The sequence below is a fragment of the Paraferrimonas sedimenticola genome, assembly GCF_002282855.1.
Taxonomy (GTDB): Bacteria; Pseudomonadota; Gammaproteobacteria; order Enterobacterales; family Shewanellaceae; genus Paraferrimonas; species Paraferrimonas sedimenticola.
On the sequence record NZ_NRIR01000003.1, the window covers coordinates 262,843 to 284,429 of the forward strand.

Here is a 21,587-nt window from a genome sequence, read left to right on the forward strand (position 1 = left end):
AGCGACTGCTGTGGGCTTCAGTCATTTATGCCAATTGACGCTCCACCGCTTTAATCACACTGTCTGAATCGGCATGGGATTGTTCATCTGTTCGAGGTGAGACTAAAAACACATTGTCGCAACTTTCCCCAAGCGCAGTGATTTTGGCGGAGTGAATGCGTAAATTCATCGAGTCAAAGGCTTTGCAGATACTCTCCATGTGATTGGGATCATCTAGGGCTTTGATGCGAATGAGGAAGGTGTCATCGCTCAGCTTTTCTACAATCTCAACTTCGGCGGGCTCGTCAAAGTTACGCAGATGGCGCGGGTTATTTAACGCTACATTAATTTCACCCTCAGCAATCAACTGCGTTATTTTGCTCTGCAACTTTTCGAGTCTCAAATCGTCTAAAATCGGCTTGTGGTTTTCGTCCAATAATTTGATTATTTCAATGACTTTTCCGTCATCAGTCGAGAATATTTCAACTTCTTTTACATTGAATTTTGCAGAGCGAATTAAGTTAAATACATTTAAGAATAAATAGGGCATATCTTGAGTGTAGATTATCAAACCCGTACAGTTCTCGCTGTCCATTTGAAAAATAGAGATCTGCTCGCCAGAATTGAACGTTCGGATCAATTGTTCTTGAGACTCTTCTAGATTCAGTCGGTTGTCTAGTATGGACACCAGCGAGTTTGGCAGACGATTAAAACGCTCACCCTTCATTTTGATTTCCGCATAGCTAGCTTGCATCGAATCCTCAAGCTTTGTCTCCGTTTCTATCCCACCGACAATATTGTCCAGCAGTGCTTGGTAAAGTTTGTGCAGCTGGGACTCGTGCCAATCGTTCCAATGCTGATCATTGGTCGCTTTCATGTCTGCCACTGTAAAAGCAAACAAGGCGTTTAAGCGCATCCGTGAACTAATCTTTTTCGCCAGTGGAATAGCAGCTCTGACGTCATCTAAGTTCAAGGTTTGAATTGCGGTTGTCATCGCGTGTTGGTTTACTATTAGCCATTCGATCAATTCGGTTTCGTAGGCGGTAAAGTCGTGCAGCTGAGCAAATTCGGCCATTTTCTCGCCACTGCGTTGAGCGCTCTGTGAGCATAGTTCCCCGCCAACGTGATGAAACAGTAGCGCTGTGGTAAGCGCGGTCTTGTGCTGAACTTGAGCGCAGATTTGATAGGTTTCACTCTTGCTGGCAGATGCCCAGATTGACTTTATTTGCTTGACCGCTTGTACAGCGTGCTCGTCGGTGGTGTACGCGTTGTGCATATCAAATTGCATCTTGCCCTCGATGCTACGCCAATCTGACCAGTAACTGGCCAGTACGCCATAGCGATGCATCCAACCTATTGCGCTCTTATGGCAGTTTGGGTGATCAAGTATTTGAATCAGCAACTTTCTGCAGTCTTGATAGTCTTTAAGCTCTCCTAACAAGCGTCTTCGATTTTGGCGTAATCTTCGCAGTGTGTGAGGACAGATATCTGTAATATTAGGATGCTGAAGCAGGTGATGAAACAGTTTCAACACATTGCTTTTTTTAATGAATGCTGTGTCTGTAGCGCTGTGCAACACACGATTTTGCAGGTAAAAAACCTCGTCTAACCACTGTCGTTCTTGTGTGCTGGGAAAGACCTCTTCGGACAGGCGGTCGAGAATGATCTTATTCAACTCGCGGATTCGAGTCATGGCTCGAAACAATTGACGCATCATGCTTTCAATGGCTAGCTGGGTGTCTTTCTCGCCAAAACCCATAAAACTGGCAACCTGGGCTTGATATTCAAATCGCAGCACATCGCCGGCCCGGTTAGCGACACAGTGCAACGCCCATCGAATTCTACTCAAGTAGTCATAACATTCGGAAAACTCGTTGTACTCATCGCTGGTCAGAAAGATCTTGGCAGGTTTTTCTGGCTGCACTTGCGCTGAGTATTTCTGTGCTAGCCAATTGGCTGTATGGAAATCACGTAACCCACCGGGCTGAGTCTTTAGGTTGGGCTCCAAATACAAAGCGGTTTGTTTGATCTTTTCGTGACGCTTGGTTTGCTCGGTTAACTTGGCTTTGAAAAAGCCCTGCTTAGTCCAAACCGACTCTTGGTTGAGCGCCCGCAGCACCTCTGCTGAGTACTGCTGATTTCCGCAGATGGTGCGAATTTCCAATAGGTTGGTTGCAATGGTGACATCGCTCGCGGCTTGCGCTAAGCAATCATCAACAGCCCTAATCGAATGACCAATCTCCACTCCTAAGTCCCACAATGCAGCGAGAAAGCGCGACAGCTGTTGCTGTTGCTCGTCGGTTAGAGGGCTTTGGTGAAGGACACAGATATCCAGATCCGATTGGGGATGGAGTCGCTGTCGCCCGTAGCCGCCAACCGCGTTTAGCGATAGGCTGCTTTGGCATAGGCCGAACTGTTCCCACAAGGAAACCAACACAGTGTCGAGATAGGCGGCCCGCTCTCGCTCTAACTCTGCGATAGAGGACGAGAAAAAATCCTGGGTTTGTCGTTTACCGAACTCTTTTAGGGCCTGGCGCAAATCTGCGCCAGACGCTTTTGGATGTGCTGCAATCATGGTGTTCCTTTGGGCAACATTTTTATTGAATTAAGTCTATTGGGTAATCGACTGCTTGAGGCTAGCTCACATAGGCCATGTGGCGAACCGCGTGTAATTTCTCGAGCACGAACTCTCGAGGAATTTCGGTGGAGACTGGGCTGGTAAGCACCACATAACTGTCGTCATCAAAACTGACAGACGAATCAGTGGCATAGATTTCAAAACCATGAGGGAAGAAATAGATGGCCAAAGGCTGTTTGACCCGCAAGGATACGTATTGAAGCCCTCGACGTAGGCCAATCATTTTGACAAGACTGGCAAGCACGGCGACATCGGCATCGCCCAAGTCGTCGATAGAAAGCACCTTGCTGGTAGGGGAATGATAAAAGAATTTGACGTTTAGATTTTTCAAGTACTCTTCAAAAATCTTCATAAAAATTAATTTATCCTCATCGTTAGAATGAGGTATCGAATACTAGCATTGCTCATTAATAAGTCAAGGGCGTCAATATTAATGATGAATTAAATTGCTGTGTTTTAAATCGAATTTTTCTAGTGTTTTAATTGGATTTCTGTGTTCTTTTAGTTGTCGAATTAATTAACTTTTAGCCCATTCGTTTATTGCTGAAAAATAAACATTATCAGCTTTTTCTGATGGTGCTTTTATTATTTCAATCAGATGCTTGCTGAAACGAGCTAGCGTGGTCTTGTCTGCAGCTAACCGCTCCACTAAACGCCATAATCGCCAAGCTTTGCCGATATTCCAATCGGGGTTATCAATATCACAATTTGGCAGCCGGAAATGAAAGGTGGGCCTTGGATTGATTCTGGTATCCTTTACGGCCTGCTCCACCCTTGTACTGTCGATATGAGCGAACAGTGGCAACATGTCCAAACAGCGATTACGAGTGGGGTTTTCGCGCAGGTAGTCGTCGATGAGCTGCTCCATTGACGGGCGGTAATCCTTCGCTAACACCCGCTGAATATAGTCGGTATCAAAACTGGCAATATAAGGCGTTAGCTGCCTACTCGTATCGATTATCTCGCGCTCTTCTATCCAATCTCTTAGGCAAAAGTAGGCTCTGAGGTGTTGCAATATTTGGTCTGCGTTTATCGGCGTAAGCTCTGGATTGAGGTGCATACCAAAGGCGTAACGCAACGAATGCCTAGTGCCCAAAGCGCCATGTTCGCGTAGGGCATCCACCAAAGATTCCAGCTGCAAAAATTCAGCAGAAGAAATTGGCGGGCTAACCACTTCCCAGGGAACCATCAATTCAGCGGCTTTTTGCGCAAGCTCTAGTGCTTTGGTTTCTAACTCTGCCGAAACGCTTGGCTCTTCGCTCAGACTTTGTGCCAATTCTTGCAGGGGCTCAGAGTCGAGCTCGATTCTAAAATGACCAAAGCTGGTATCAGTGACTTGATACTCAAACGCTGTTTGCGGCTTAATAATCCCGCCATACAACCGCTTTATTACTCGAGCGATAACGTCCGGGCCTAGGCCGGCAAACTCCAACTCAACACCGATTCTCCTTTCTGAGTTTTCTAATGGCTTGTCATTCATTGGCTCACTCTCCTGTGAAGTCTTGGTCCATTTTAAGTGCTTTACTAGCCGATGCCTTGAGCAATCAATGCGGCCGCAACTCGTTTAAAAGCGGCCACATTAGCGCCTTGGCGATAGTTAACCCAGCCATTCTCCTGAGTCTGCTGATGCTTAACACACTGGTTGTGGATGTCCTTCATAATGGCTTGTAAGCGCTCGTCCAATTCTTCAAAGGGCAGGGACGCAAAGTTGGCGTTTTGTGACATTTCTAATCCCGATACCGCAACACCACCGGCATTGGACGCTTTACCCGGTGCGTTAGCGACTCGTGACTCATTGAGCACAGCGATGGCCTTTTCGGTGCAAGGCATGTTGGCACCTTCTGCAAGCCAGGAGCAGCCGTTGTCCACAAGGTTTTGCGCGTCTGATTCGTCCAGCTCATTTTGACTGGCGCAGGGCAGTGCAATATCGCAGTCAAATTGCCAAGGTTTTTTGTCAGAATGCCAATCCGCTTGTGTGTCCTTAGCAATCTTCTCTAGGTCAGGGCGCTGTTTGGATTTAAGTATCTGTTTTATCGCATCGGCCTTGATGCCATTGGAATCATGCAGAGTGCCGTCGCTATTGGAGAGCGTCACTACGGAAGCGCCGCACTCGATGGCCTTGAGCGCCGCGTGCAGCGCGACATTGCCCGCACCTGAGATGGCGATACGCTTGTTATCGATGCAGGTGTCACTGGCCGATAGCATTTCGCGCAGGAAATAGATTAGACCGTATCCCGTAGCCTCAAGTCTGACTTGGCTGCCGCCAAATTCGATGTCCTTGCCGGTTAAGCTGCCGGCGAACACATTGGCGAGTCTGCGATACTGGCCAAATAGATAACCTATCTCTCGGCTGCCGACATTGATATCGCCGGCGGGAACGTCGGTGTGCTGGCCGATGTGACGATATAGCTCGTTCATGAAGGCCTGGCAAAAGCGCATGATCTCTCGGTCAGAACGACCTCTGGGATTGAAGTCAGAGCCACCTTTACCACCGCCTAGGTGCAGTCCGGTTAGAGCGTTTTTAAAGGTTTGCTCAAAAGCTAGAAACTTTAAGATGGATTGATTGACGCTGGGGTGAAAGCGAATGCCACCCTTGTAAGGGCCTAAAGCGCCGCAAAACTGGACTCGATAGCCCCGGTTGACTTGTATCTTGCCGTCATCGTCTTCCCAACAAACGCGAAACTCTATGCAACGGTCTGCCTCTGTCAGGCACTGCAACACTGACGCGTCTTGGTAAGCGGGTTCGTCTTCTAACAATGGTGTGATATCGGCATAGAGCTCGCGCACCGCTTGAGTGAATTCGGGCTGATTGGGATTGCGCTCGTTCAACCATTGCTCTAGCGCATCCAGTTGTCGCTGTTTCATGTGTTTTCCTTGGTCGTTGTTAGCATAGTCGTTCGCTAAGCTAACAACGAAAGGAAAGCCAGAATAGTTTAGTGGTCAGTCGCTAATAGCTGCTTAATTACCGCTAATTTGGCACGCGACCACTACAAAATAGTGTTTGTAATGTCAGTGACTTGGCTGTGAAACTGGCGATTAAAGCAGGCTAAAGTCAGCCCCTTTGATGGTGTAACTGGTCATGGCCATCTCGCCGTCGATTTGCTCGGTTTGTATCACACCGCGTATTTCGATAGGGCTTGAGTAGGCTTCCCAAGGCAAAATCTCGCCTTCGGCCAATTCGATGTAAATCAACTGGTTCGGTGGTGGTGGCGGTACGTGAATACAGGCGCCAGCAAAAGGGGCTAGCATCAAGGTGAAAATACCGCGCTCATCGGCATCCAAGGGTACCATGTAGCCGCGAATTGCGATTTGTTGACCGTTAAAGGTGTCCACCGTGGTCTTTAGCGTGTCGTTAACTCGTTGCGGCGCAACCACACCATCCTTGTGAATGTAGGGGTTCATGGTGGATTTGATCAGTGCCAGAGTATCTTCGCGGTGCTCTTCTGGTATCAGCTGATGCCAATGCAGTTTAACCGGCGCGGCGCTGGCTAGACTGCTCGAAATCACTAAGCAAAGCGTGACAAACAAACGGAACAAACTTTTCATAATACTCCTCGTTGTGAGTCAGTCCTTTGCTCGGCACTTTCTAAAACAAACTTTTGGCGCAAGAATCTCGCTAACAGAGAGAAAGGGCAAACCGGGTGGTTTGCCCTTTGACTTAAAAGGCTAGTCGGCTTTGTGAACCAGCTTGCCGTCCAAGTAGGTGCGTCGTACCTGAGTTTGGTGCAATTGGTACACGTCCTTCTCGGCTTGGGCGTGAATGTCGCGGTCAAGCACGATGATGTCAGCCAGTTTACCTTGCTCCAAAGTGCCGATTTTGTCGTCTTTGTGCATGATCTTGGCGCTACCCAAGGTGTAACCGTACAGAGCTTGCTCAAGAGTCATGGTTTGACCTGGCAGACGCTCGCTATCCGGCTCACCAGGGCTTTGACGAGTCATGGCAATCTCAATTCCGTCAAACGGCTTGTAGATAGGACTGGTTGGCGCATCCGGACCTGCACCGTATTCAACGCCTGAGTTGACAACCATACCGTGAGCGTTAAACGAGTTATCCAGAATGAACTGAGGAACGTTTTTCTTAACTACGGACTGGAAGTACTCATCGGCCGGATCACCCCAGTGGTATTGCAACTGTGCGTAAATGCCCAGTGTCTTCATACGAGAGATGTGCGCAGTGGTGACGTGGTCTAAGTGAGTCATGATGTGGCGAGCATTCGGGTCGAGTTTGTCACCGGTTTCGTTGGCATGCTCAAAGGCATCCAACGACTTGCGAATGGCAGCATCACCTTCAACGTGTAGCATCAAACGGAAACCGCGCTCGGTGAGCTCGTTGAAAATCCATCCCAAGTTCTCTTCGCCGTAGTTCATTTCGGCGGAGGTACCGTCGAGGTAGGCTTCTTCCATGTGAGCGTAGGCGCCAGGCGTACCGTCAATGGCAAACTTAACTGTGTTCATGGTCAAGAATTCGTGAGAATCACTGCCCATGGCTTTGCGAACCGCTTCGCGGCGCTCAACTAACTCGTCAATCATGGCTTGGTCTTGAGCGCGATCGCCGTGACCACCCCAGAATACGCCGGTAATGTCATGACGTAGGTTTAGGGTACCTTTCTTCGCCATACGCACATAAACGTCGTCAGAACCTTCTTTGGAACCACCCGCGGCCTCTAAAGCAGAGGTAACACCGGCTTCGTTCATCATGCGCGCTGCAACCGCGATGGACTCTTCTTGCTTCTGATGTGAGTAGAGTTTGTGCTGCTCAACAAAGCCAGTGGCCAAGTGCGCTTTCTCTTGCAGGTGACCGGTTGGCTTGCCGTCTTCACCCAAAGGCATGTAGCCGCCTTTCGGCACTTGGAAGTTCTCGTCTATGCCTAGGATCTCCAGCGCCTTGGTGGAGTACCAACCATTGTGTTGCGTGTTGTCAGAAATCAGCGCAGGGCGGCCGTCGACTAGCTCATCGAGACGCTCTTTGGTTGGGTTAGGAAAGTGGCCTGCAGAAAAACCGCCACCGATAACCCACTCATCAGGACCTAATTTTGCCGCCCATTCGCGAATGGCGTTTTCGACGTCTTCCGGAGTTTTGTCGTTAAAGCCAAACAGGTTCAACATGGTGCCGTGGGTTTGACCAAACAAACGAGTATGAAGGTGAGTATCGACAAAACCCGCCATAATGGTGGCATCACCGTTATCGACAATCTCTGTGTTGCTGGTAGCCAGCTTTTTGCACGAATCGTCGGCAGCGATACAAACGATAGTGTTGCCTTCAACCGCCATCGATTGGGCGACAGGCATTTGTGCATTACCTGTGTGAATGTTCTTGCTCAAAAATACAGTGTCAGCTGCGCTGGCAGCGGAAGCGGCCAAAGTGGCGGCAAGGGCTAGGGCGATACTTGATGGCTTCATCAAACTTCTCCGGTGATTTAAATTGGCAATAGGCCATTGGTTTAGCTTACCGTGATATTAACTTTTGTTTAGTGTTTCATTGATTTAGACTCTGACTTGACAAGCTGGTCAACAATGTGAGTCTAAATCTGGATTGGCTATTAACTCTCTGAATCACTTGTAGTTAGGTAGGTGTAAATGTTGCAAATGGATCAATTGGTCGCGTTTTTAGAAACCGTTGAAACCGGCTCTTTCAGTGCTGCAGCTAAGTCATTGAGCACCAACAAAACTCGTGTGAGCCAGTTGGTTGAAGAACTGGAGATTGAGCTCAATCTAAAGTTATTCGATCGCGCTCCTCATCAACCAAAACTCACCGATGAAGGGGCTGAGGTGTTAAAGCGCGCCCGAATTATGATTCACCAGCACAACCGCTTGATTGGCTTGTCCAGTTCGCTCGCGGACAGCGGCGTCACCGAATTGCGAATCGGCCTTGGGCGTTTAATGCCGATGAGTTATGTCGACGAGGCATTAGTTAAGCTGGCCAATCGCTTTCCGGATCTACAAGTCAAAGTCGAGAGAGGCAGCCATGAGGTGCTTCGCCACAAGATTGAGCAAGGCGAGCTTGATGTTTTTGTGCAGATCATGGGAGGAGGCACCCTGGCAGAGTTTGTCGACCTGTACGAATGCCGGCCTTTGGCGTGGAAGTATGTATGTTCGCCTGACTCAGATTTGTTGACCCTGAACGAAATCGATATGGATGCCTTGTCGAGTTATCGCCAAATCGTGTGTGATGCGCTGTCAGAACTGCCTTTGACCGAGTTGCTGGGTACGGCGTCAACGCAAGTTTGGTCCGTGTCAGAGCAATTGGACGTCATTCAGATGGTAGAGCAGGACTTGGGGTTTGCGTTAGTGCCTGCCTCAATGGTGGATGAGCGAGTGGCTATCGGCGCACTGTCAGTATTTGAGCCGGTTTTTCGCCCGATAGCACAACCCATCTTGACGCCGGTTGAGTGTTTTCTTCGCCCGAGTGTCAAAGCCGATTCGGTGCAAAGCTATTTGTTGCAGCAACTCCTGCATATTCAGGGATAACAAGTGGCCGCTATTGCGGCCACAGATTTGTTTAGACGCGAATACTCATGCCGTCGCTAAGCGAGTTGCGATAAGCCTGCCATGCGGGAATCACTCCGGCAACAGTTCCGCAAACCAGCACAGCGGCCAGCATGTACAACTGAGTCAAAGACAGCATGCTCAGGCCGAGATTAAAGCCCACCAAATTGAGCAAGATTGGCTTAGCGATGAGTACCAGTGCGTAAAAGCTGGCAACGCCAAGTGCGCAGCCTAGCGCGGTTAGCAAGGTCGCTTCAAAAATTAGCAAGGCAAACACGTGCATTGGGCGAGCGCCTACCGAACGCAGGATCGCCATTTCACGGCGGCGTTCTTTGAGGCTAGCCAGCAGCGCGGCCAACATGCTCAGGAGTCCAGTGACAACCACGCAAGCTGTGATTGCCAGTAGCGCGGTTTCGATCATCGCTACCATTTGCCACATTTCAGCCAGAGCGATCCCCGGAAGAATCGCCAGCATGGGTTCGCTGGCATCGCTGTTGATTTGACGCTGCAGTCCAAACACGGCGACACGAGATTTGAGTCCCACTAAGTAAGCGGTAACACTGTCAGGGGTTAAATCTAGGCTGTGCGTTTCGTCTTGGTAGGGCAGGTGAATCAGCTCAATGGCATCAAGCCCCACCATCAAACTGCGGTCCACCGGCGTGCCGGTCGGCGCTAAAATCCCCACCACTTCAAACGGGTGCTCATCGTGATCAGCAAAACTGATTTCTGACACACCATGGGACACCACAATGTTGTCGCCAATTTCATAGCCTAGCTTGCGCGCCACCTCGGCACCTAATACCACATCGAGCACATCTTCAAAGCCATGGCCTTGGGCAAAGTCGAGGTTGTTGCGACGACCATATTGATAATGTTCGAAAAAGTCATTGTTGGTGCCAACGACGCGATAGCCCTTGTGAGAGTCGCCTAGCGCTATGGGTATGGTCCAGTCGACTTTGGGGTCATTGGCGACTTTTTGGTAGGACTCCCACGAGATATTGTCTGTGGCCTCACCGATGTGAAAAACAGAATACAACAACAACTGGGTTTGGCCGGTGCGCGCACCAACGATGAGATCCGTTCCCGAGATGGTAGAAGCAAAGCTTTGCTTGGTTTGGTGACGTAGGTGGTCGACACCGAGCAGTAAAGCCACACTCAGGGATATGGTTAAGACAGTCAGGATCGCCGACGAACGACGAGCCGCCAAGCTGCGCCATGCGATATTAATCAAGCCCATGCTGTACCGCCTTATTCAAGCTAGGAAGATGAATGTCTTTCTGAAAGTGCTCAAGCAGTTGCTCGTCGTGACTCACCATAATTAAGCTCGAACCTGCGTGCTCAATTTCGGTGAGTAGCAGTTCCATGAAGCGTTGGCGGTTGACCTTGTCGAGCGCTGAAGTTGGCTCATCGGCAATGATCAGTTCGGGAGAGCCAATGAGCGCTCTGGCGGCAGCCACCCGTTGTTGCTGGCCAATGCTTAGCTCATTTACTGGGCTATCGATTAGCTCACCAGGCAGTTGCAGTTGGTTGAGTAAGCGTCTTGCTTCTTGAGCAACCGTGCCGCTGCGCTTGATCGCCTTGGCAGTTCGTGTCTTGGAGAACTGGCAAGCGAGCGTCACGTTTTGCAGTACGCTCAGATAGGGCAGCAAATTAAATTGCTGAAACACATAGCCAATGTGGTCAGCGCGAAACTGATCGCGCTTTGCACTTGATAGCTCGGCTAACGATTGTCCTAGCATTTCGAGTTTGCCGGATTGCGGCGCAACAACGCCAACAATCAAACTCAGCAAGGTCGACTTTCCACAGCCGCTGGGGCCATAAAGAAATACGCGCTCGTTCGCTTGAACGTCGAGCGAATCAATCTGGAGCGCGTCATGCGTGGCATTGGGCCAGCGAAAACGAATATCAGAAAGAGACAGTAGCGACATGGGCGTTACTCCGCTTGCAACGCAACATTGGCAGAGTCTGAATTCAATTCCATTTGATGCTGCGAGTCTTGGTCGATGATTTGTACCTTAACTTTCGAAAGGGCATCAAAATGTTCAAATAATCGTACCGAAACGTCGGTTAACTGCTCAGGGTTATCACAGGTGAACTGATACCTGACGGTGACATCCACATGCATATGACCATCCGCGTGCTTATGGTCAATGTCGTTCCAATCTGGTTGGACCCTAACGGGCTGACACTGAGCGTTCGCAGGAATTGCAAAGGTCTGGCTTGGGTCTTCGAGTAGACTCTTTGCCGTGGCGATGGCGGCGTGCGAATCTTGGTGGCCAGCGTGAACTAAGCTGTCTGCTGGAACCGAAAGGCTTATGTCGAGACGTTGTCCTTCCAGCGCCATATCCATGTGGGCGAGGTCGTGGTTGCCACAGGCGATCGCAGAATGGGTGAATAAGCCGGCGCTGAGCACCGCGAGGATCTTGAATAGCTGCATGGTAGAGTTACTCTTGTCGACGGATTTAAGTGAGCCTAGCTTAACCATTATCGCGACATTTCGTGAGTCTAGCAGCGACTTGACAGAATTTTCTAAATATGCGGCTTTTGTGGGTGGATTGGCTTTAATAGGAACAAAAGAGCCGCCTTTAATAGTGCGGCGGCTGGTTCGATAATTAGGCGTTTTTCGGTTGCTTTAGCTTGTGGTCGCTTTTTGGGCAATGAGTTCAAGCCATTCACCACTAGGTCCTTTGAGCATTATGCATCGTCGCGATTGATAGCTAATAGTTTCATCGAACTCAAAAACTGGGCAGTTAATCCGTTTCGCTATTGCATCCAAGTCTTGTACTTCCAGTGTGATAATCGCAATACCACTAGGCAGCCCAGATTGACTTAGGTGATTCGCGCTAGCTTGCGGTAGTTGGTCGAACTCAAAGCAACTCAGTCCACCCATTTGCAGGGTAGCCAACGGATATTGGCTATCGATCGGGCGCTTCCAGGCACGATTGAGCACGGTGACTTTCGTGTCAAATTTGAGCGGCTTGTCGGCCTGATGTAGGTCTTGGTAAAAATCGCTGGTCTGGTCGCGATCGGCACAGGCGAGCACAGGAATAAACAAATCACCGGTTTTCGCATTAGTCTGAGGCAACTCAAACGGTGGAACTTCTCGGTCGATTTGAGTCATATAGCAAACTTCGCCAGCCGGGCCGATAAGTTGCATGGCTTTGATGGCGTCGCTCATGGCCAAATAGGCCGGTTCACCAATCACTTCAAAGCCTGAATCGATAGCGCTTTGGCGTAGTGAATCCACGTCGCGAACATTGATCTCTAATGACATCCAGCCCAAGCGTTTCAGCGGTTCAAATTCGACGGCAGAAGGGTCTTGGACTAATCTCAGCCAGTCGTTGCCGTTGGCGGCTGCCAGTATCAACATGGGCTGGCCAGCTATACTAGGCGCACCCCAGCATTCGGCTAACTCTGGTGACACCTGAGTTTCCTCGGTCACACTGAAATGCAGCCCGCCTGTGTAGGCTTTGGCAACTTCAGCGATATCTTTTGCGACCAAAGTGGCGCCGCGCACACCTGTCAGTTGACGTTGAGTCATAGATGCCTTCCTTGGTTATCCGTTGGACTGTGCAAATTTGTTCTTTAGGTAGGGCATAAGCCCACCGGCATTAACCACTTCCATCAACTGCTCAGGAATGGTTTCACAGTCATAGCTGGTGCTTTGCGTGTGATTGATGACTTTACCATCCACTGGATTGACTTCTATTTGATCGCCTTGCGCAATCGCATCGATTTGGTCGCAGGTCACTACTACCAAACCAAGGTTTAGAGCGTTTCGATAAAAGATGCGTGCAAAGGATTTTGCAACCACGGCTTTTACTCCAAGCTCAATGAGCGCTTGTGCGGCTTGCTCGCGCGAGGAACCTATCCCAAACGCATCGCCGCCAATCACCACATCACCGGCGTTCACCTCGGATGCGAAATTGGGGGCAATGGCCTCTAAGCAGTGGGCGGCCAATTCGGATAGCGGCGCTTTCATGTAAGCGCCTGGTGCCAATAAGTCGGTATCAATCTTGTCGCCAAATACCCAGGCTTTGCCGCAAATCTTGTCAGTCATGAGTCGTCCTTAGCCCAGTAGCTCGCGTGGATCGGTAATGATGCCGGTAACCGCACTGGCAGCTACCGTGTAAGGTGAGCCCAGATACACATTGGAATCTGGTGAGCCCATGCGGCCTTTGAAGTTGCGCGAGGTGCTTGAGAGGCAGTTTTCACCTTTGGCAATGGCACCTGCGCCCATGCCCGCACAAGCGCCACATCCGGTCGGCAGTAAAATCGCTCCGGCTTCGGTAAGCGTGGCTAAAGTGCCGTCTTTAGCGGCGACTTCGGTGGTTTTGGCAGAAGCTGGTGCAATCAGTAGACGAGTACCCGCGGCGACCTTTTTGCCTTTCAGTACTTCCGCCGCCATTTTTAGATCCGACAACTTAGCGCCGGTACAGGCACCAATGTAGGCCTGATGGACTTTGACTTGCTCAAAGTTATCGACGCTGTGAGTGTTTTCTGGGCTGTGAGGAGCGGCCACCTGAGGCGATAGTTGACTGGCATCGAAATTGTGTACCGCTTCGTACTGCGCTCCTTCGTCAGAGCGCCAACTGAGTTGTGAGTCATCGATGTTCTGGCCTGTGTTGCGGATCCACTCAAGGGTGGTGGCGTCGGCTTCGATGATGCCGGTTTTAGCGCCGAGTTCAGCGGACATGTTACACAGCACCATACGCTCGTACATGGACATTTCAGCTACCGTGCTGCCGGCGTATTCCATTACTTTGTAGTTGTTGTTCATGCCTAGCTTGGCGCACAAGAACAGCATCATGTCCTTCGCGCTGACGCCGTGTTGAAGCTGACCTTCCCAATTTAGACGCACGGTTTGCGGCACTTTCACCCAAATCTCGCCGGTGGCCAGCACGCCGGTCATCTCGGTTGCGCCAATACCCACCATGAAGGTACCAAAGGCACCGCCGGTGGGCGAGTGACTGTCGCCACCCACCAAGAACATGCCGGGCTTTAAGTGGCCTTGTTGGGGCAGCATCACGTGGCAAATGCCCTGCATGTCGTAAAAGTGTGCAATTTGATTGTCGTTGGCCCAACGGCGGGTGAGGGCGAGGATCTCGGCGCTTTCCGGGTCGGTAGCCGGTACAAAATGATCGCTAACCAGTACGACTTTGCTTGGGTCGAAGACTTTGGCTCCCAGTTCTTCGAGACGTGATTTGACTCGACGCGGGCCACTGGAGTCATGCATTAACGCCAAATCAACGGCACAAGTGACGATTTCATCTGGGCGAACCTGAGATTTACCACAGGCTTTGGCGATGATCTTTTGTGCCAATGTTTGCGGCGTAGATACGGCTTGTTCTAGGGCCATGCTAGCTCCAACGACTGTCTAGGGCGCGTCCACAACAGTTAACTCATTGAATAAAATGCGCTTGTGCTGAATAGGACGGCGGTGGTACTAATTATTGTTAGTTTTAATGGTGCGGTGTGCGCTTGGGGAATACAACTTAAGCCCGCTCATACACAGGGAATTTTTGATTAATGTCAAGGGTAAGACTCGAGATTCAAGGCCAGCAAGCGCGGCTGATATTGGACCGCGCTGACAAGCGCAACGCCATGACCAAAGGTATGTGGCAGGACCTAATTGATCACTGCGACACACTCTCGAAAGGGGCGTCACAAGTGCGCGTAGTGGTGTTAGAAAGCGCCGGTGATAAGGCTTTTTGCGCTGGTGCAGACATCGCTGAGCTTAATCAGCAATTAGGCGACGTTGCGGCCATGAAAGCCAGCCAAGACTTGGTACAACAGGCGCAAATACTTTTGGAGCAATTACCACAAGCGACAATTGCCAAAGTCCAAGGGGATTGTTTTGGTGGTGGTATGGGGCTAGCAGCCGCATGTGATTTTCGATTGTGCGTCGGTCATTCGCGCTTTGCAGTAACTCCGGCCAAGCTTGGTCTGTTGTACAGTCTCGAAGACACTCAACGCTTGCTTAACCTAGTTGGATTGGCACGAGCGAAACAACTCTTGTTATTAGGACGTCCTATAAACGCCAGCACTGCTGAGGCTTGGGGTTTGGTCACCCAAGTGGTGGAAGCGGAACAACTCGATGACACTGTGGCTCAAATGATTGAGCATTTGGTAAGTGTCAGCGGACAGTCGATTGCGGGCATGAAACGCACTTTGGCGGCGTTAGCCATTGGAACGGATTTTGAGAGTGAAGTGCGCCAGTTGTTTAGTGACGCCTTTGAAAGTAAAGACTTCAAAGAAGGTGCGGCCGCCTTTCTACAAAAGCGACCGCCTAATTTTTAACTTTTTTGGGAGTAATGCGACTCTAAATTGTGTCACATCTACCCAGAGTTAGTTGGTTGAAGGTTTAGAAACTTCTATTAGCTTTTCAATATACTCTTTTGAACGGCGGGTACTAACAATTTCTCCTAAAGTCCATGGAAGTAATTGCTGTGGGTTATCGTCTGGCCCCATCGTCAACTCTATGATGTCCGACTCAGAAAAATCGTTTGAGTCTTTGCGATATTTCAAAAGTTGTACGTCAAAAGTTGAACTGCCATATTTATGCTTAATTAAAATATTAAATATTTCGCCATCTTCTAAATCCGTGAAGGATACGCCGGGATTAATAATTGAGTACGGTATTCCTACTACAATAGTGTTGTCAGCTAGATAATCCGTTAATATGTAGTTCATCTGAAAAACGGTGTCATTGTCTCTGCCAATTTCATATACCCATTCGAACGTTCCAAAATCTAGTAATTCGCTGACTTCTTTCAGTACTCCATCTTCCACTTCGGCTTCCCTAAAGTCGATAATGGAATATACGTTTGAGAATTCGCTGTTGTCGCAGGCGTTAAGAACATCCTTCTCGAGTTCAGTTTCGAAGTATGTGTAGTGTATTACACCTGGGATGTTCGAATCTTTAGTTTCAGAACTATAGTGGTTTTCACTGCAGCCCAATTCAAAGTTTAGATCATTGTGCCATTGATAATTGGTGTTAGAGCCTGTCGATGGTTCGTCAGATTTACAACCCAATAACGCACAACTTAAGACTGTCACTATGAAAAGTTTTTTCAACATCATTCCCTTAATTAAAAAATTGACTATATAACTCCTGTAATCAGGCGCAATTATCATATTTGTTCGGGCTATATATTGCCTGCAATTTGCTGACATGTTGCGAGGAATTGTAATCCTTGTAGGCATGCTGAGTATGCTTGTTCCCCTCCGTGTGACGCTTCTCGCAAAATATTGCTGTTGATCAATGTGACAATTTTTAATCAATGAACTATTTACCAGATTTAAATTGATGAAAGGGTTTAAGTACTCAATCTTGCTGGCGCAAAGACGACAGAACAAAAGCAGCAAGAATGAAAAGACTTTGAGCTACTTTATAAATATTGAGCGTCATTAGCTCTAAATCTAGCTCTAGGTGTACACATTTTATGTGCGACGACTAGGCTTGCTGGTCTTCGTCCGGCGAAAGTTTTGCGTTAGCATCGGATTGGTTTCTTGCCATTTCGAGGCGCGCTCGAGCATTGGCTTTTTCTCTAAATGCCCATACGTAGGTAGCGCCAAGGCCCAGCACTAACACACCAGGCACTGCAATCTCCGCGGGTAATCCCAATTTTATCGCCGCCGCGGCAATCACTCCTGCAAGGGTGGTATAGCCGATAAAACTGCCAAAGCCCGGGATGAACAAGAGCCCGATGCCAATTAGGCCCGCGGCACCTAGCATCGGGCCGCCGATGAACAGCAGGGCGAGCAGCAACAAGGCTCCAGCAATGATTTTTACCACAAAACACCTTTTGTACTATGAGTGGTCAACACGCCGCTAATCTATCACATTTGAGCGTGGAAAATGGAGGCGTATAGCGCTCGACTGGCATAGAAACGAAAAAGCTCTGGGCTATGCCAGAGCTTTCAAATGTTGACCAGTGATTATCAGTTAATAATCTCGACCCCGGTAGGCGCTAGCTGATACACCACCATAGGTTCAGTGATACTCGCTGGGTCAAACTTCTCGCCAGCGTCTTCTGCAAAGTGAGCCATGCGCGCTCGAGTTTGCTCGATGCTTAGGTTCATGGCTTTCAGCTGGCCTTTCACCAAGCAGTCTTTACCGCGGGCGCTCATTGGGAATACCATGTCACCGTCGCGAACTTTTACGCGAAGCTCTGGACGTTGATCCGCCGAGGCCACCGTTAGCCAGCACCCTTTCTTGGCACAAACGCCGGTGACTTTGCCGCTTATGGTCACAGGTGCTTCCAAATAGTCATCCGGGCTGTCTAAGATGGTGTCTACCGAAATCGCCTCCGAGCCATCTACGGGCTCACCAAACTGCATACTCGGTACCGCAAATACGGCTCCGGACCAGGCCCCAACCCATGTAAACAGGACGCCGGCTAGGGCTGCCATTAAGCGCTTCATACTCTTTCCTCGCTTGTCACATTAGTGTTGTAAGTTTAGTTGCTAAACGCAGTATACAGCGCCTTGGCTCATTCCTTGTTACGATTTCGCTTTAGCCAATATCTCGCTTGGGTGCGCACACCACACATCCAGCGCCATCAGGGCTTCGAGCATTTTCTCAAGCTTTCCAATGCGATGGGGTTGTCCCATTAGCCAAGGATGAATGTTAAGCGTCAACATGCGGCCACCACTCGCTTGTGCTTCATTGATCAGCATATGAGCCGCATCGAGCACCTGTTCGACATAGCTGTCTTCGCTGTGCAGGTTGTTCTGAATGATAAATCGGTCCTCGAGCTCGTTGCTTAATGGCATCGCCCACAGGGCACCATTGTCGGTGTGCTGCGGGTAGGGCATGTCATCATTAACCCAATCCGCGCAGTAGTCGATGCCGTTCGCCGCCAAAATGTCCGGCGTGTTGGTACTTTGGTTGCGAGCTGGACTCAGCCACCCCTTAACCGCCTGTCCGCTGAGCTCTCGCAAACTCGACAAAGCTTGAGCCACTTGCTCTGATTCCTGCGCTTTGTCCTGACCGCCGTAGTGCAAGGCGTCCATGTGCAAGCCGTGGCAAAGGATTTCGTCGCCTCGATTGACTATGGTGTCTAACAGATACGGGTTGCGCTCGGCTAACACTGAGTTGAACGCGAAACTGGCTTTGATGCCGAATCGGTCAAAGGCCTCCAAAAAGCGAAAGATACCAATGCGGTTACCGTAATCGCGCAGACTAAAGTGGCGCAAATCCGGGTAGGGCATGGTCATCCCGCCAGGGACTTTAAACGGCTTACCCTGCTGATTGAGCGGAAAGACCTGCAGCGGCACATTGATCCACAATGCCAGTTTTTTGCCCTGTGGCCACTCCACTTTTGAACGGTTGGCCAACATGGACCAATCGTAGCGCTCGTGATCCATGCCATAGCTGCGCTCTGGGTAATTCAGATAATCGTCGTTAATGGACATTAGCGCTTTCCTCCATTGACAGCCGCAATGCTCGCGAGGCTCGAGTCGTAGTAGTTTTGCATGTAGTACTGGGCAATCTCTCGTCCGGTAGCCACCCAAATGTCGTCATGGCTAGTGATGTACTCCAGCGCTTCTTCAAAGGCTTTTAAGCGGTGAGGGCAGGACACTTGATAGTTGTGGGTCGGAATACACATGATGGTGCCCGATTGCTCGCCTTCTGCGTACAAGCGGTCAAAATTGTCTTTGAGCATTTGGCCGTATCGGCGCGGTTCGACTTTGTTTACGACGTAAGCGATGGTGTCATTCATTTCCAACGAATAGGGAATGGAGATGAAGCGTTTGCCACTGCGGGTGTGAATGGGGGTTGGCTGATCGTCGTGGAACAAGTCGCAGGTGTAAAAGCCTGCCTCATCGCCAAACAACTCAGTGCCCACTTCGGCAAACAAGTCCAACGTATTCTCTGAGTGGCTTAAGGCTGGTGCTAAGTAACCCGCGCACTTTTGTCCGGTGGCCTGATAGATGGTTTCCATCGAGTCTTTGATCATCGCTCGCTCTTGCACCTCGGACATGCCGTAGGTGTAGCGAGTGTTGTAGATGCCGTGGCTAAAGAACTCCCAATTGCGCTCTTTGCACATTTCAATGATTTCTGGATGGTGCTGACAAAGCGCGGTCGACAGCGAGATAGACCCGCGAATGCCGTACTTGTCCAAAAGCTCCATCTGCCGCACATGTCCGACGCGGTTACCGTAGTCGCGGATGCCGTAGCCGCCGATGTCGGGTAGCGGACGTGGCCACGCCTGGCGATGCGGATTAGCGGGCGGATTTAGCTCGTAAAACTCAATGTTGGGGGCGACCCAGAATGCCATGCGCTTGCCGTCAGGCCACTGGATTTTGGGACGGTCTTTGTAGGGCCAATAGTCGTAGAAACCGGGATCGGATTTCATGGCTCACTCCTTGTGATTTCAGCCTGAATTCTTATTTTTCGTCCTGTTGAGACAGATAAGTCATAACTTCGTCCACCGACACCACATCAGCGTACTTCAGCGCCAAGTCGGTGAGGTTGGCGTAGTGATAGCTTTCGTGCTTATCCGCCACACACTCCTCAGGCACGATAGTGCGATAACCGCGGGACAATGAATCTACTGCAGTGGCGCGCACACAACCTGAGGTCGAGCCGCCAGTGATGATCACTGTGTCCACCTGATGCCAAACCAACAGGCTTTGCAGCTGAGTTTCGAAAAACGCTGACGGCATTTTCTTTAAGTACACCACGTCTTTGACGCGATCAATGTCGAGGCGGTCGTCAAACTCTGAGCGGCGCGAGTCAAACTTAATGTTTTGCAGGCTGTCGGGGGTGTCGGTGCGGGTGCCCCAAATACCGGCGTCTTCGCCCGATTCCATGTAAGCCACATGAGTCCAAACAACTGGCCAGCCCAACTCGCGAAAACGTTGTGACAGCTCGTTGATGTACTGCATTTGCTTGGGGTCGGTTTCATAGGCCGTGGCAAACTCGTCAGTACAGGTGTAGGCCTTTTGAGGGTCTATATTGACAAGTACGGCTTTTCGACCAAAACCAAAGCGTTTGCGCGCTGGGTTGTTGATCACGTCAAAGTAGATTTCTTTGGCGGTTTTATCTGTGGTTTGCATGGCGAGACCTCTTCATTTGAATCAATTTCTGGTTTGACTTTTATCAACGTATTTCCTGTGGAAATTATCAACAATCGATGTTGAGCTTTTGTTGCGCACCTAGGTGGTGCCAAGTCAGATGTAATTCTGTGCGGGAAAGACATCAATCAAATCAAGAAGCTGGAATCAGTTATACGCAATAACCCAGGTTAACGCAAGATTAACCAAAGGCCCAAAAGGAGTCAGAAGTGGCAGTATTAAGTAATTGGGACGACATTCTACATTTGGACCGTCAGCTCAGCGAAGATGAGCGGATGATCCGCGATATGGCACACAGCTTTTGCCAAACCGAATTGATGCCAGGGATCCTTGAGGCCAACCGCCACGAGAACTTTGACCCTAATGTGATGCGTCAGTTTGGCGAAGTGGGCCTTCTGGGCGCTACCATCAATGGTTACAACTGTTCTGGGGTTAACTATGTCAGCTATGGCCTTGTGGCTCGCGAAGTCGAGCGCGTCGATAGCGGATATCGCTCGGCGATGAGCGTACAGTCTTCACTGGTGATGCATCCTATCCATAAGTTTGGCTCAGAAGCGCAACGTGAAAAGTATTTACCTAAACTTGCCAGCGGCGAGTGGATTGGCTGTTTTGGTCTAACCGAACCGGATTCGGGCTCGGATCCCGCCAGCATGAAAACCCGTGCCAAGAAGGTGCCGGGTGGTTATCAGTTAACTGGCTCGAAAATGTGGATCACCAACTCGCCAATCGCGGACGTGTTTGTGGTTTGGGCCAAAAACGAAGCAGAAAACGATGCCATTTGCGGCTTTGTGCTTGAGAAGGGCATGGCAGGCCTTTCAGCGCCTAAGATTGAAGGCAAGCTATCGCTGCGCTCGTCTATCACTGGTGAGATTGTGATGGATCAGGTGTTCGTTCCAGAAGAGAACATGTTTCCAGATGTGCGCGGACTGCGCGGGCCATTTAGCTGCTTGAATATGGCGCGCTACGGCATTTCGTGGGGTGCAATAGGTGCGGCTGAATTCTGCTGGCATGCAGCTCGTCAATACGGTCTGGATCGCAAGCAATTTAACAAGCCTTTGGCGCAAACTCAGTTGTTCCAAACCAAATTGGCCAACATGCAAACCGAAATCAGCTTGGGTCTGCAAGGCTCGCTGCAAGTCGGTCGCATCATTGATTCGGGCGATTGGGACCCAACCATGATTTCGCTAGTGAAGCGCAATAACTGTGGTAAAGCCTTGGACATTGCCCGTCAATCTCGCGACATGCATGGCGGTAATGGTATTGCTGACGAGTTCCACGTGATCCGTCACATGATCAATTTGGAAACTGTGAACACCTACGAAGGTACTTATGATATTCACGGTTTGATTCTGGGCCGTGCCCAGACCGGTTTGCAGGCGTTTTTCTAAAGCCGACAAAA

21 protein-coding genes are annotated in these 21,587 nt (G+C 49.9%); 3 read left to right on the forward strand and 18 right to left on the reverse strand.

What is annotated here, in order from left to right; genetic code table 11:
• Positions 1 to 25 precede the first annotated feature (25 nt).
• From glnD to CLC93_RS07135, 6 genes are all read right to left on the reverse strand, one after another.
• The gene (glnD, locus tag CLC93_RS07110) at positions 26 to 2,554 is read right to left on the reverse strand and encodes a [protein-PII] uridylyltransferase (RefSeq protein WP_095505279.1); all 2,529 of its coding nucleotides are present in this window, start codon (positions 2,552 to 2,554) and stop codon (positions 26 to 28) included.
• Between the two features lie 61 nt (positions 2,555 to 2,615).
• The gene (locus CLC93_RS07115) at positions 2,616 to 2,969 is read right to left on the reverse strand and encodes a hypothetical protein (protein WP_095505280.1); all 354 of its coding nucleotides are present in this window, start codon (positions 2,967 to 2,969) and stop codon (positions 2,616 to 2,618) included.
• A gap of 165 nt (positions 2,970 to 3,134) precedes the next feature.
• Positions 3,135 to 4,097, reverse strand: a complete 963-nt coding sequence (locus CLC93_RS07120; protein ID WP_095505281.1) for an amidoligase family protein — start codon at positions 4,095 to 4,097, stop codon at positions 3,135 to 3,137.
• A gap of 44 nt (positions 4,098 to 4,141) precedes the next feature.
• On the reverse strand, positions 4,142 to 5,482 hold the full coding sequence (gene gdhA / locus CLC93_RS07125; protein WP_095505282.1) for an NADP-specific glutamate dehydrogenase: 1,341 nt from the start codon (positions 5,480 to 5,482) through the stop codon (positions 4,142 to 4,144).
• Positions 5,483 to 5,653: 171 nt separating this feature from the next.
• Positions 5,654 to 6,163, reverse strand: coding sequence for a DUF3299 domain-containing protein (locus CLC93_RS07130; RefSeq protein ID WP_095505283.1), 510 nt, complete (start codon positions 6,161 to 6,163; stop codon positions 5,654 to 5,656).
• A 120-nt stretch (positions 6,164 to 6,283) separates the two neighbouring features.
• A complete protein-coding gene (locus CLC93_RS07135; protein WP_095505284.1) occupies positions 6,284 to 8,017 on the reverse strand; it encodes an amidohydrolase in 1,734 nt (577 codons plus the stop codon).
• A 186-nt stretch (positions 8,018 to 8,203) separates the two neighbouring features.
• Between CLC93_RS07135 and CLC93_RS07140 the strand changes: the two genes are divergently transcribed.
• Positions 8,204 to 9,085 carry a LysR family transcriptional regulator gene (locus CLC93_RS07140; RefSeq protein WP_169902874.1) on the forward strand — a complete coding sequence of 294 codons (882 nt, stop codon included), beginning with the start codon at positions 8,204 to 8,206 and terminating at the stop codon, positions 9,083 to 9,085.
• Positions 9,086 to 9,116: 31 nt separating this feature from the next.
• On the opposite strand, the gene CLC93_RS07145 is transcribed toward CLC93_RS07140, so the two are convergent.
• The 6 genes from CLC93_RS07145 to CLC93_RS07170 all read right to left on the reverse strand — a co-directional run bounded on the left by CLC93_RS07145 (position 9,117) and on the right by CLC93_RS07170 (position 14,462).
• Positions 9,117 to 10,340, reverse strand: a complete 1,224-nt coding sequence (locus CLC93_RS07145) for an ABC transporter permease (protein ID WP_095505286.1) — start codon at positions 10,338 to 10,340, stop codon at positions 9,117 to 9,119.
• Positions 10,327 to 11,031 (reverse strand): ABC transporter ATP-binding protein, encoded by a 705-nt coding sequence (locus CLC93_RS07150; protein ID WP_095505287.1) that lies wholly within the window; start codon positions 11,029 to 11,031, stop codon positions 10,327 to 10,329. The genes CLC93_RS07145 and CLC93_RS07150 overlap by 14 nt, the downstream gene beginning before the upstream one ends.
• 5 nt (positions 11,032 to 11,036) lie before the next feature.
• The gene (locus CLC93_RS07155) at positions 11,037 to 11,540 is read right to left on the reverse strand and encodes a ZrgA family zinc uptake protein (RefSeq protein ID WP_169902876.1); all 504 of its coding nucleotides are present in this window, start codon (positions 11,538 to 11,540) and stop codon (positions 11,037 to 11,039) included.
• A gap of 195 nt (positions 11,541 to 11,735) precedes the next feature.
• Positions 11,736 to 12,644, reverse strand: coding sequence for a VOC family protein (locus CLC93_RS07160; protein ID WP_095505289.1), 909 nt, complete (start codon positions 12,642 to 12,644; stop codon positions 11,736 to 11,738).
• Positions 12,645 to 12,659: 15 nt separating this feature from the next.
• Positions 12,660 to 13,163: a LeuD/DmdB family oxidoreductase small subunit gene (locus CLC93_RS07165; RefSeq protein WP_211286830.1), complete on the reverse strand. Its 504-nt coding sequence runs from the start codon at positions 13,161 to 13,163 to the stop codon at positions 12,660 to 12,662.
• Positions 13,164 to 13,172: 9 nt separating this feature from the next.
• Positions 13,173 to 14,462 carry a 3-isopropylmalate dehydratase large subunit gene (locus CLC93_RS07170; protein ID WP_095505290.1) on the reverse strand — a complete coding sequence of 430 codons (1,290 nt, stop codon included), beginning with the start codon at positions 14,460 to 14,462 and terminating at the stop codon, positions 13,173 to 13,175.
• A 170-nt stretch (positions 14,463 to 14,632) separates the two neighbouring features.
• Between CLC93_RS07170 and CLC93_RS07175 the strand changes: the two genes are divergently transcribed.
• Complete coding sequence (locus CLC93_RS07175) at positions 14,633 to 15,403, forward strand: enoyl-CoA hydratase/isomerase family protein (protein ID WP_095505291.1); 771 nt, start codon at positions 14,633 to 14,635, stop codon at positions 15,401 to 15,403.
• A 48-nt stretch (positions 15,404 to 15,451) separates the two neighbouring features.
• Here the strand turns inward: CLC93_RS07175 and CLC93_RS17710 are convergent, their stop codons facing one another.
• The 6 genes from CLC93_RS17710 to CLC93_RS07205 form a co-directional block, all read right to left on the reverse strand.
• The gene (locus CLC93_RS17710) at positions 15,452 to 16,240 is read right to left on the reverse strand and encodes a hypothetical protein (RefSeq protein ID WP_095505292.1); all 789 of its coding nucleotides are present in this window, start codon (positions 16,238 to 16,240) and stop codon (positions 15,452 to 15,454) included.
• Between the two features lie 319 nt (positions 16,241 to 16,559).
• Positions 16,560 to 16,901: a hypothetical protein gene (locus CLC93_RS07185; RefSeq protein WP_095505293.1), complete on the reverse strand. Its 342-nt coding sequence runs from the start codon at positions 16,899 to 16,901 to the stop codon at positions 16,560 to 16,562.
• 146 nt (positions 16,902 to 17,047) lie between these two features.
• Entirely contained in the window at positions 17,048 to 17,530 is a 483-nt protein-coding gene (locus CLC93_RS07190) for a DUF4920 domain-containing protein (RefSeq protein ID WP_095505294.1), read from the reverse strand.
• 78 nt (positions 17,531 to 17,608) lie between these two features.
• Positions 17,609 to 18,523, reverse strand: coding sequence for a polysaccharide deacetylase family protein (locus CLC93_RS07195; protein WP_095505295.1), 915 nt, complete (start codon positions 18,521 to 18,523; stop codon positions 17,609 to 17,611).
• Complete coding sequence (locus CLC93_RS07200; RefSeq protein WP_095505296.1) at positions 18,523 to 19,467, reverse strand: polysaccharide deacetylase family protein; 945 nt, start codon at positions 19,465 to 19,467, stop codon at positions 18,523 to 18,525. The genes CLC93_RS07195 and CLC93_RS07200 overlap by 1 nt, the downstream gene beginning before the upstream one ends.
• A 31-nt stretch (positions 19,468 to 19,498) precedes the next feature.
• Positions 19,499 to 20,170, reverse strand: a complete 672-nt coding sequence (locus CLC93_RS07205; protein ID WP_095505297.1) for an isochorismatase family protein — start codon at positions 20,168 to 20,170, stop codon at positions 19,499 to 19,501.
• Positions 20,171 to 20,397: 227 nt separating this feature from the next.
• On the opposite strand from CLC93_RS07205, the gene CLC93_RS07210 reads away from it, so the two are divergent.
• Entirely contained in the window at positions 20,398 to 21,576 is a 1,179-nt protein-coding gene (locus CLC93_RS07210) for an acyl-CoA dehydrogenase (RefSeq protein WP_095505298.1), read from the forward strand.
• The last annotated feature ends 11 nt before the right edge of the window (positions 21,577 to 21,587 follow it).

What these genes read in the sequence shown, in the direction of transcription:
- CLC93_RS07155 (WP_169902876.1), bottom strand. Translation starts at nt 11,540, where the DNA reads ATGCAGCTATTCAAGATCCTCGCGGTGCTCAGCGCCGGCTTATTCACC.
- gdhA (WP_095505282.1), bottom strand. Translation starts at nt 5,482, where the DNA reads ATGAAACAGCGACAACTGGATGCGCTAGAGCAATGGTTGAACGAGCGC.
- glnD (WP_095505279.1), bottom strand. Translation starts at nt 2,554, where the DNA reads ATGATTGCAGCACATCCAAAAGCGTCTGGCGCAGATTTGCGCCAGGCC.
- CLC93_RS17710 (WP_095505292.1), bottom strand. Translation starts at nt 16,240, where the DNA reads ATGATAATTGCGCCTGATTACAGGAGTTATATAGTCAATTTTTTAATT.
- CLC93_RS07195 (WP_095505295.1), bottom strand. Translation starts at nt 18,523, where the DNA reads ATGTCCATTAACGACGATTATCTGAATTACCCAGAGCGCAGCTATGGC.
- CLC93_RS07190 (WP_095505294.1), bottom strand. Translation starts at nt 17,530, where the DNA reads ATGAAGCGCTTAATGGCAGCCCTAGCCGGCGTCCTGTTTACATGGGTT.
- CLC93_RS07160 (WP_095505289.1), bottom strand. Translation starts at nt 12,644, where the DNA reads ATGACTCAACGTCAACTGACAGGTGTGCGCGGCGCCACTTTGGTCGCA.
- CLC93_RS07140 (WP_169902874.1), top strand. Translation starts at nt 8,204, where the DNA reads ATGGATCAATTGGTCGCGTTTTTAGAAACCGTTGAAACCGGCTCTTTC.
- CLC93_RS07170 (WP_095505290.1), bottom strand. Translation starts at nt 14,462, where the DNA reads ATGGCCCTAGAACAAGCCGTATCTACGCCGCAAACATTGGCACAAAAG.
- CLC93_RS07120 (WP_095505281.1), bottom strand. Translation starts at nt 4,097, where the DNA reads ATGAATGACAAGCCATTAGAAAACTCAGAAAGGAGAATCGGTGTTGAG.
- CLC93_RS07135 (WP_095505284.1), bottom strand. Translation starts at nt 8,017, where the DNA reads ATGAAGCCATCAAGTATCGCCCTAGCCCTTGCCGCCACTTTGGCCGCT.
- CLC93_RS07175 (WP_095505291.1), top strand. Translation starts at nt 14,633, where the DNA reads ATGTCAAGGGTAAGACTCGAGATTCAAGGCCAGCAAGCGCGGCTGATA.
- CLC93_RS07165 (WP_211286830.1), bottom strand. Translation starts at nt 13,163, where the DNA reads ATGACTGACAAGATTTGCGGCAAAGCCTGGGTATTTGGCGACAAGATT.
- CLC93_RS07115 (WP_095505280.1), bottom strand. Translation starts at nt 2,969, where the DNA reads ATGAAGATTTTTGAAGAGTACTTGAAAAATCTAAACGTCAAATTCTTT.
- CLC93_RS07200 (WP_095505296.1), bottom strand. Translation starts at nt 19,467, where the DNA reads ATGAAATCCGATCCCGGTTTCTACGACTATTGGCCCTACAAAGACCGT.
- CLC93_RS07150 (WP_095505287.1), bottom strand. Translation starts at nt 11,031, where the DNA reads ATGTCGCTACTGTCTCTTTCTGATATTCGTTTTCGCTGGCCCAATGCC.
- CLC93_RS07145 (WP_095505286.1), bottom strand. Translation starts at nt 10,340, where the DNA reads ATGGGCTTGATTAATATCGCATGGCGCAGCTTGGCGGCTCGTCGTTCG.
- CLC93_RS07205 (WP_095505297.1), bottom strand. Translation starts at nt 20,170, where the DNA reads ATGCAAACCACAGATAAAACCGCCAAAGAAATCTACTTTGACGTGATC.
- CLC93_RS07130 (WP_095505283.1), bottom strand. Translation starts at nt 6,163, where the DNA reads ATGAAAAGTTTGTTCCGTTTGTTTGTCACGCTTTGCTTAGTGATTTCG.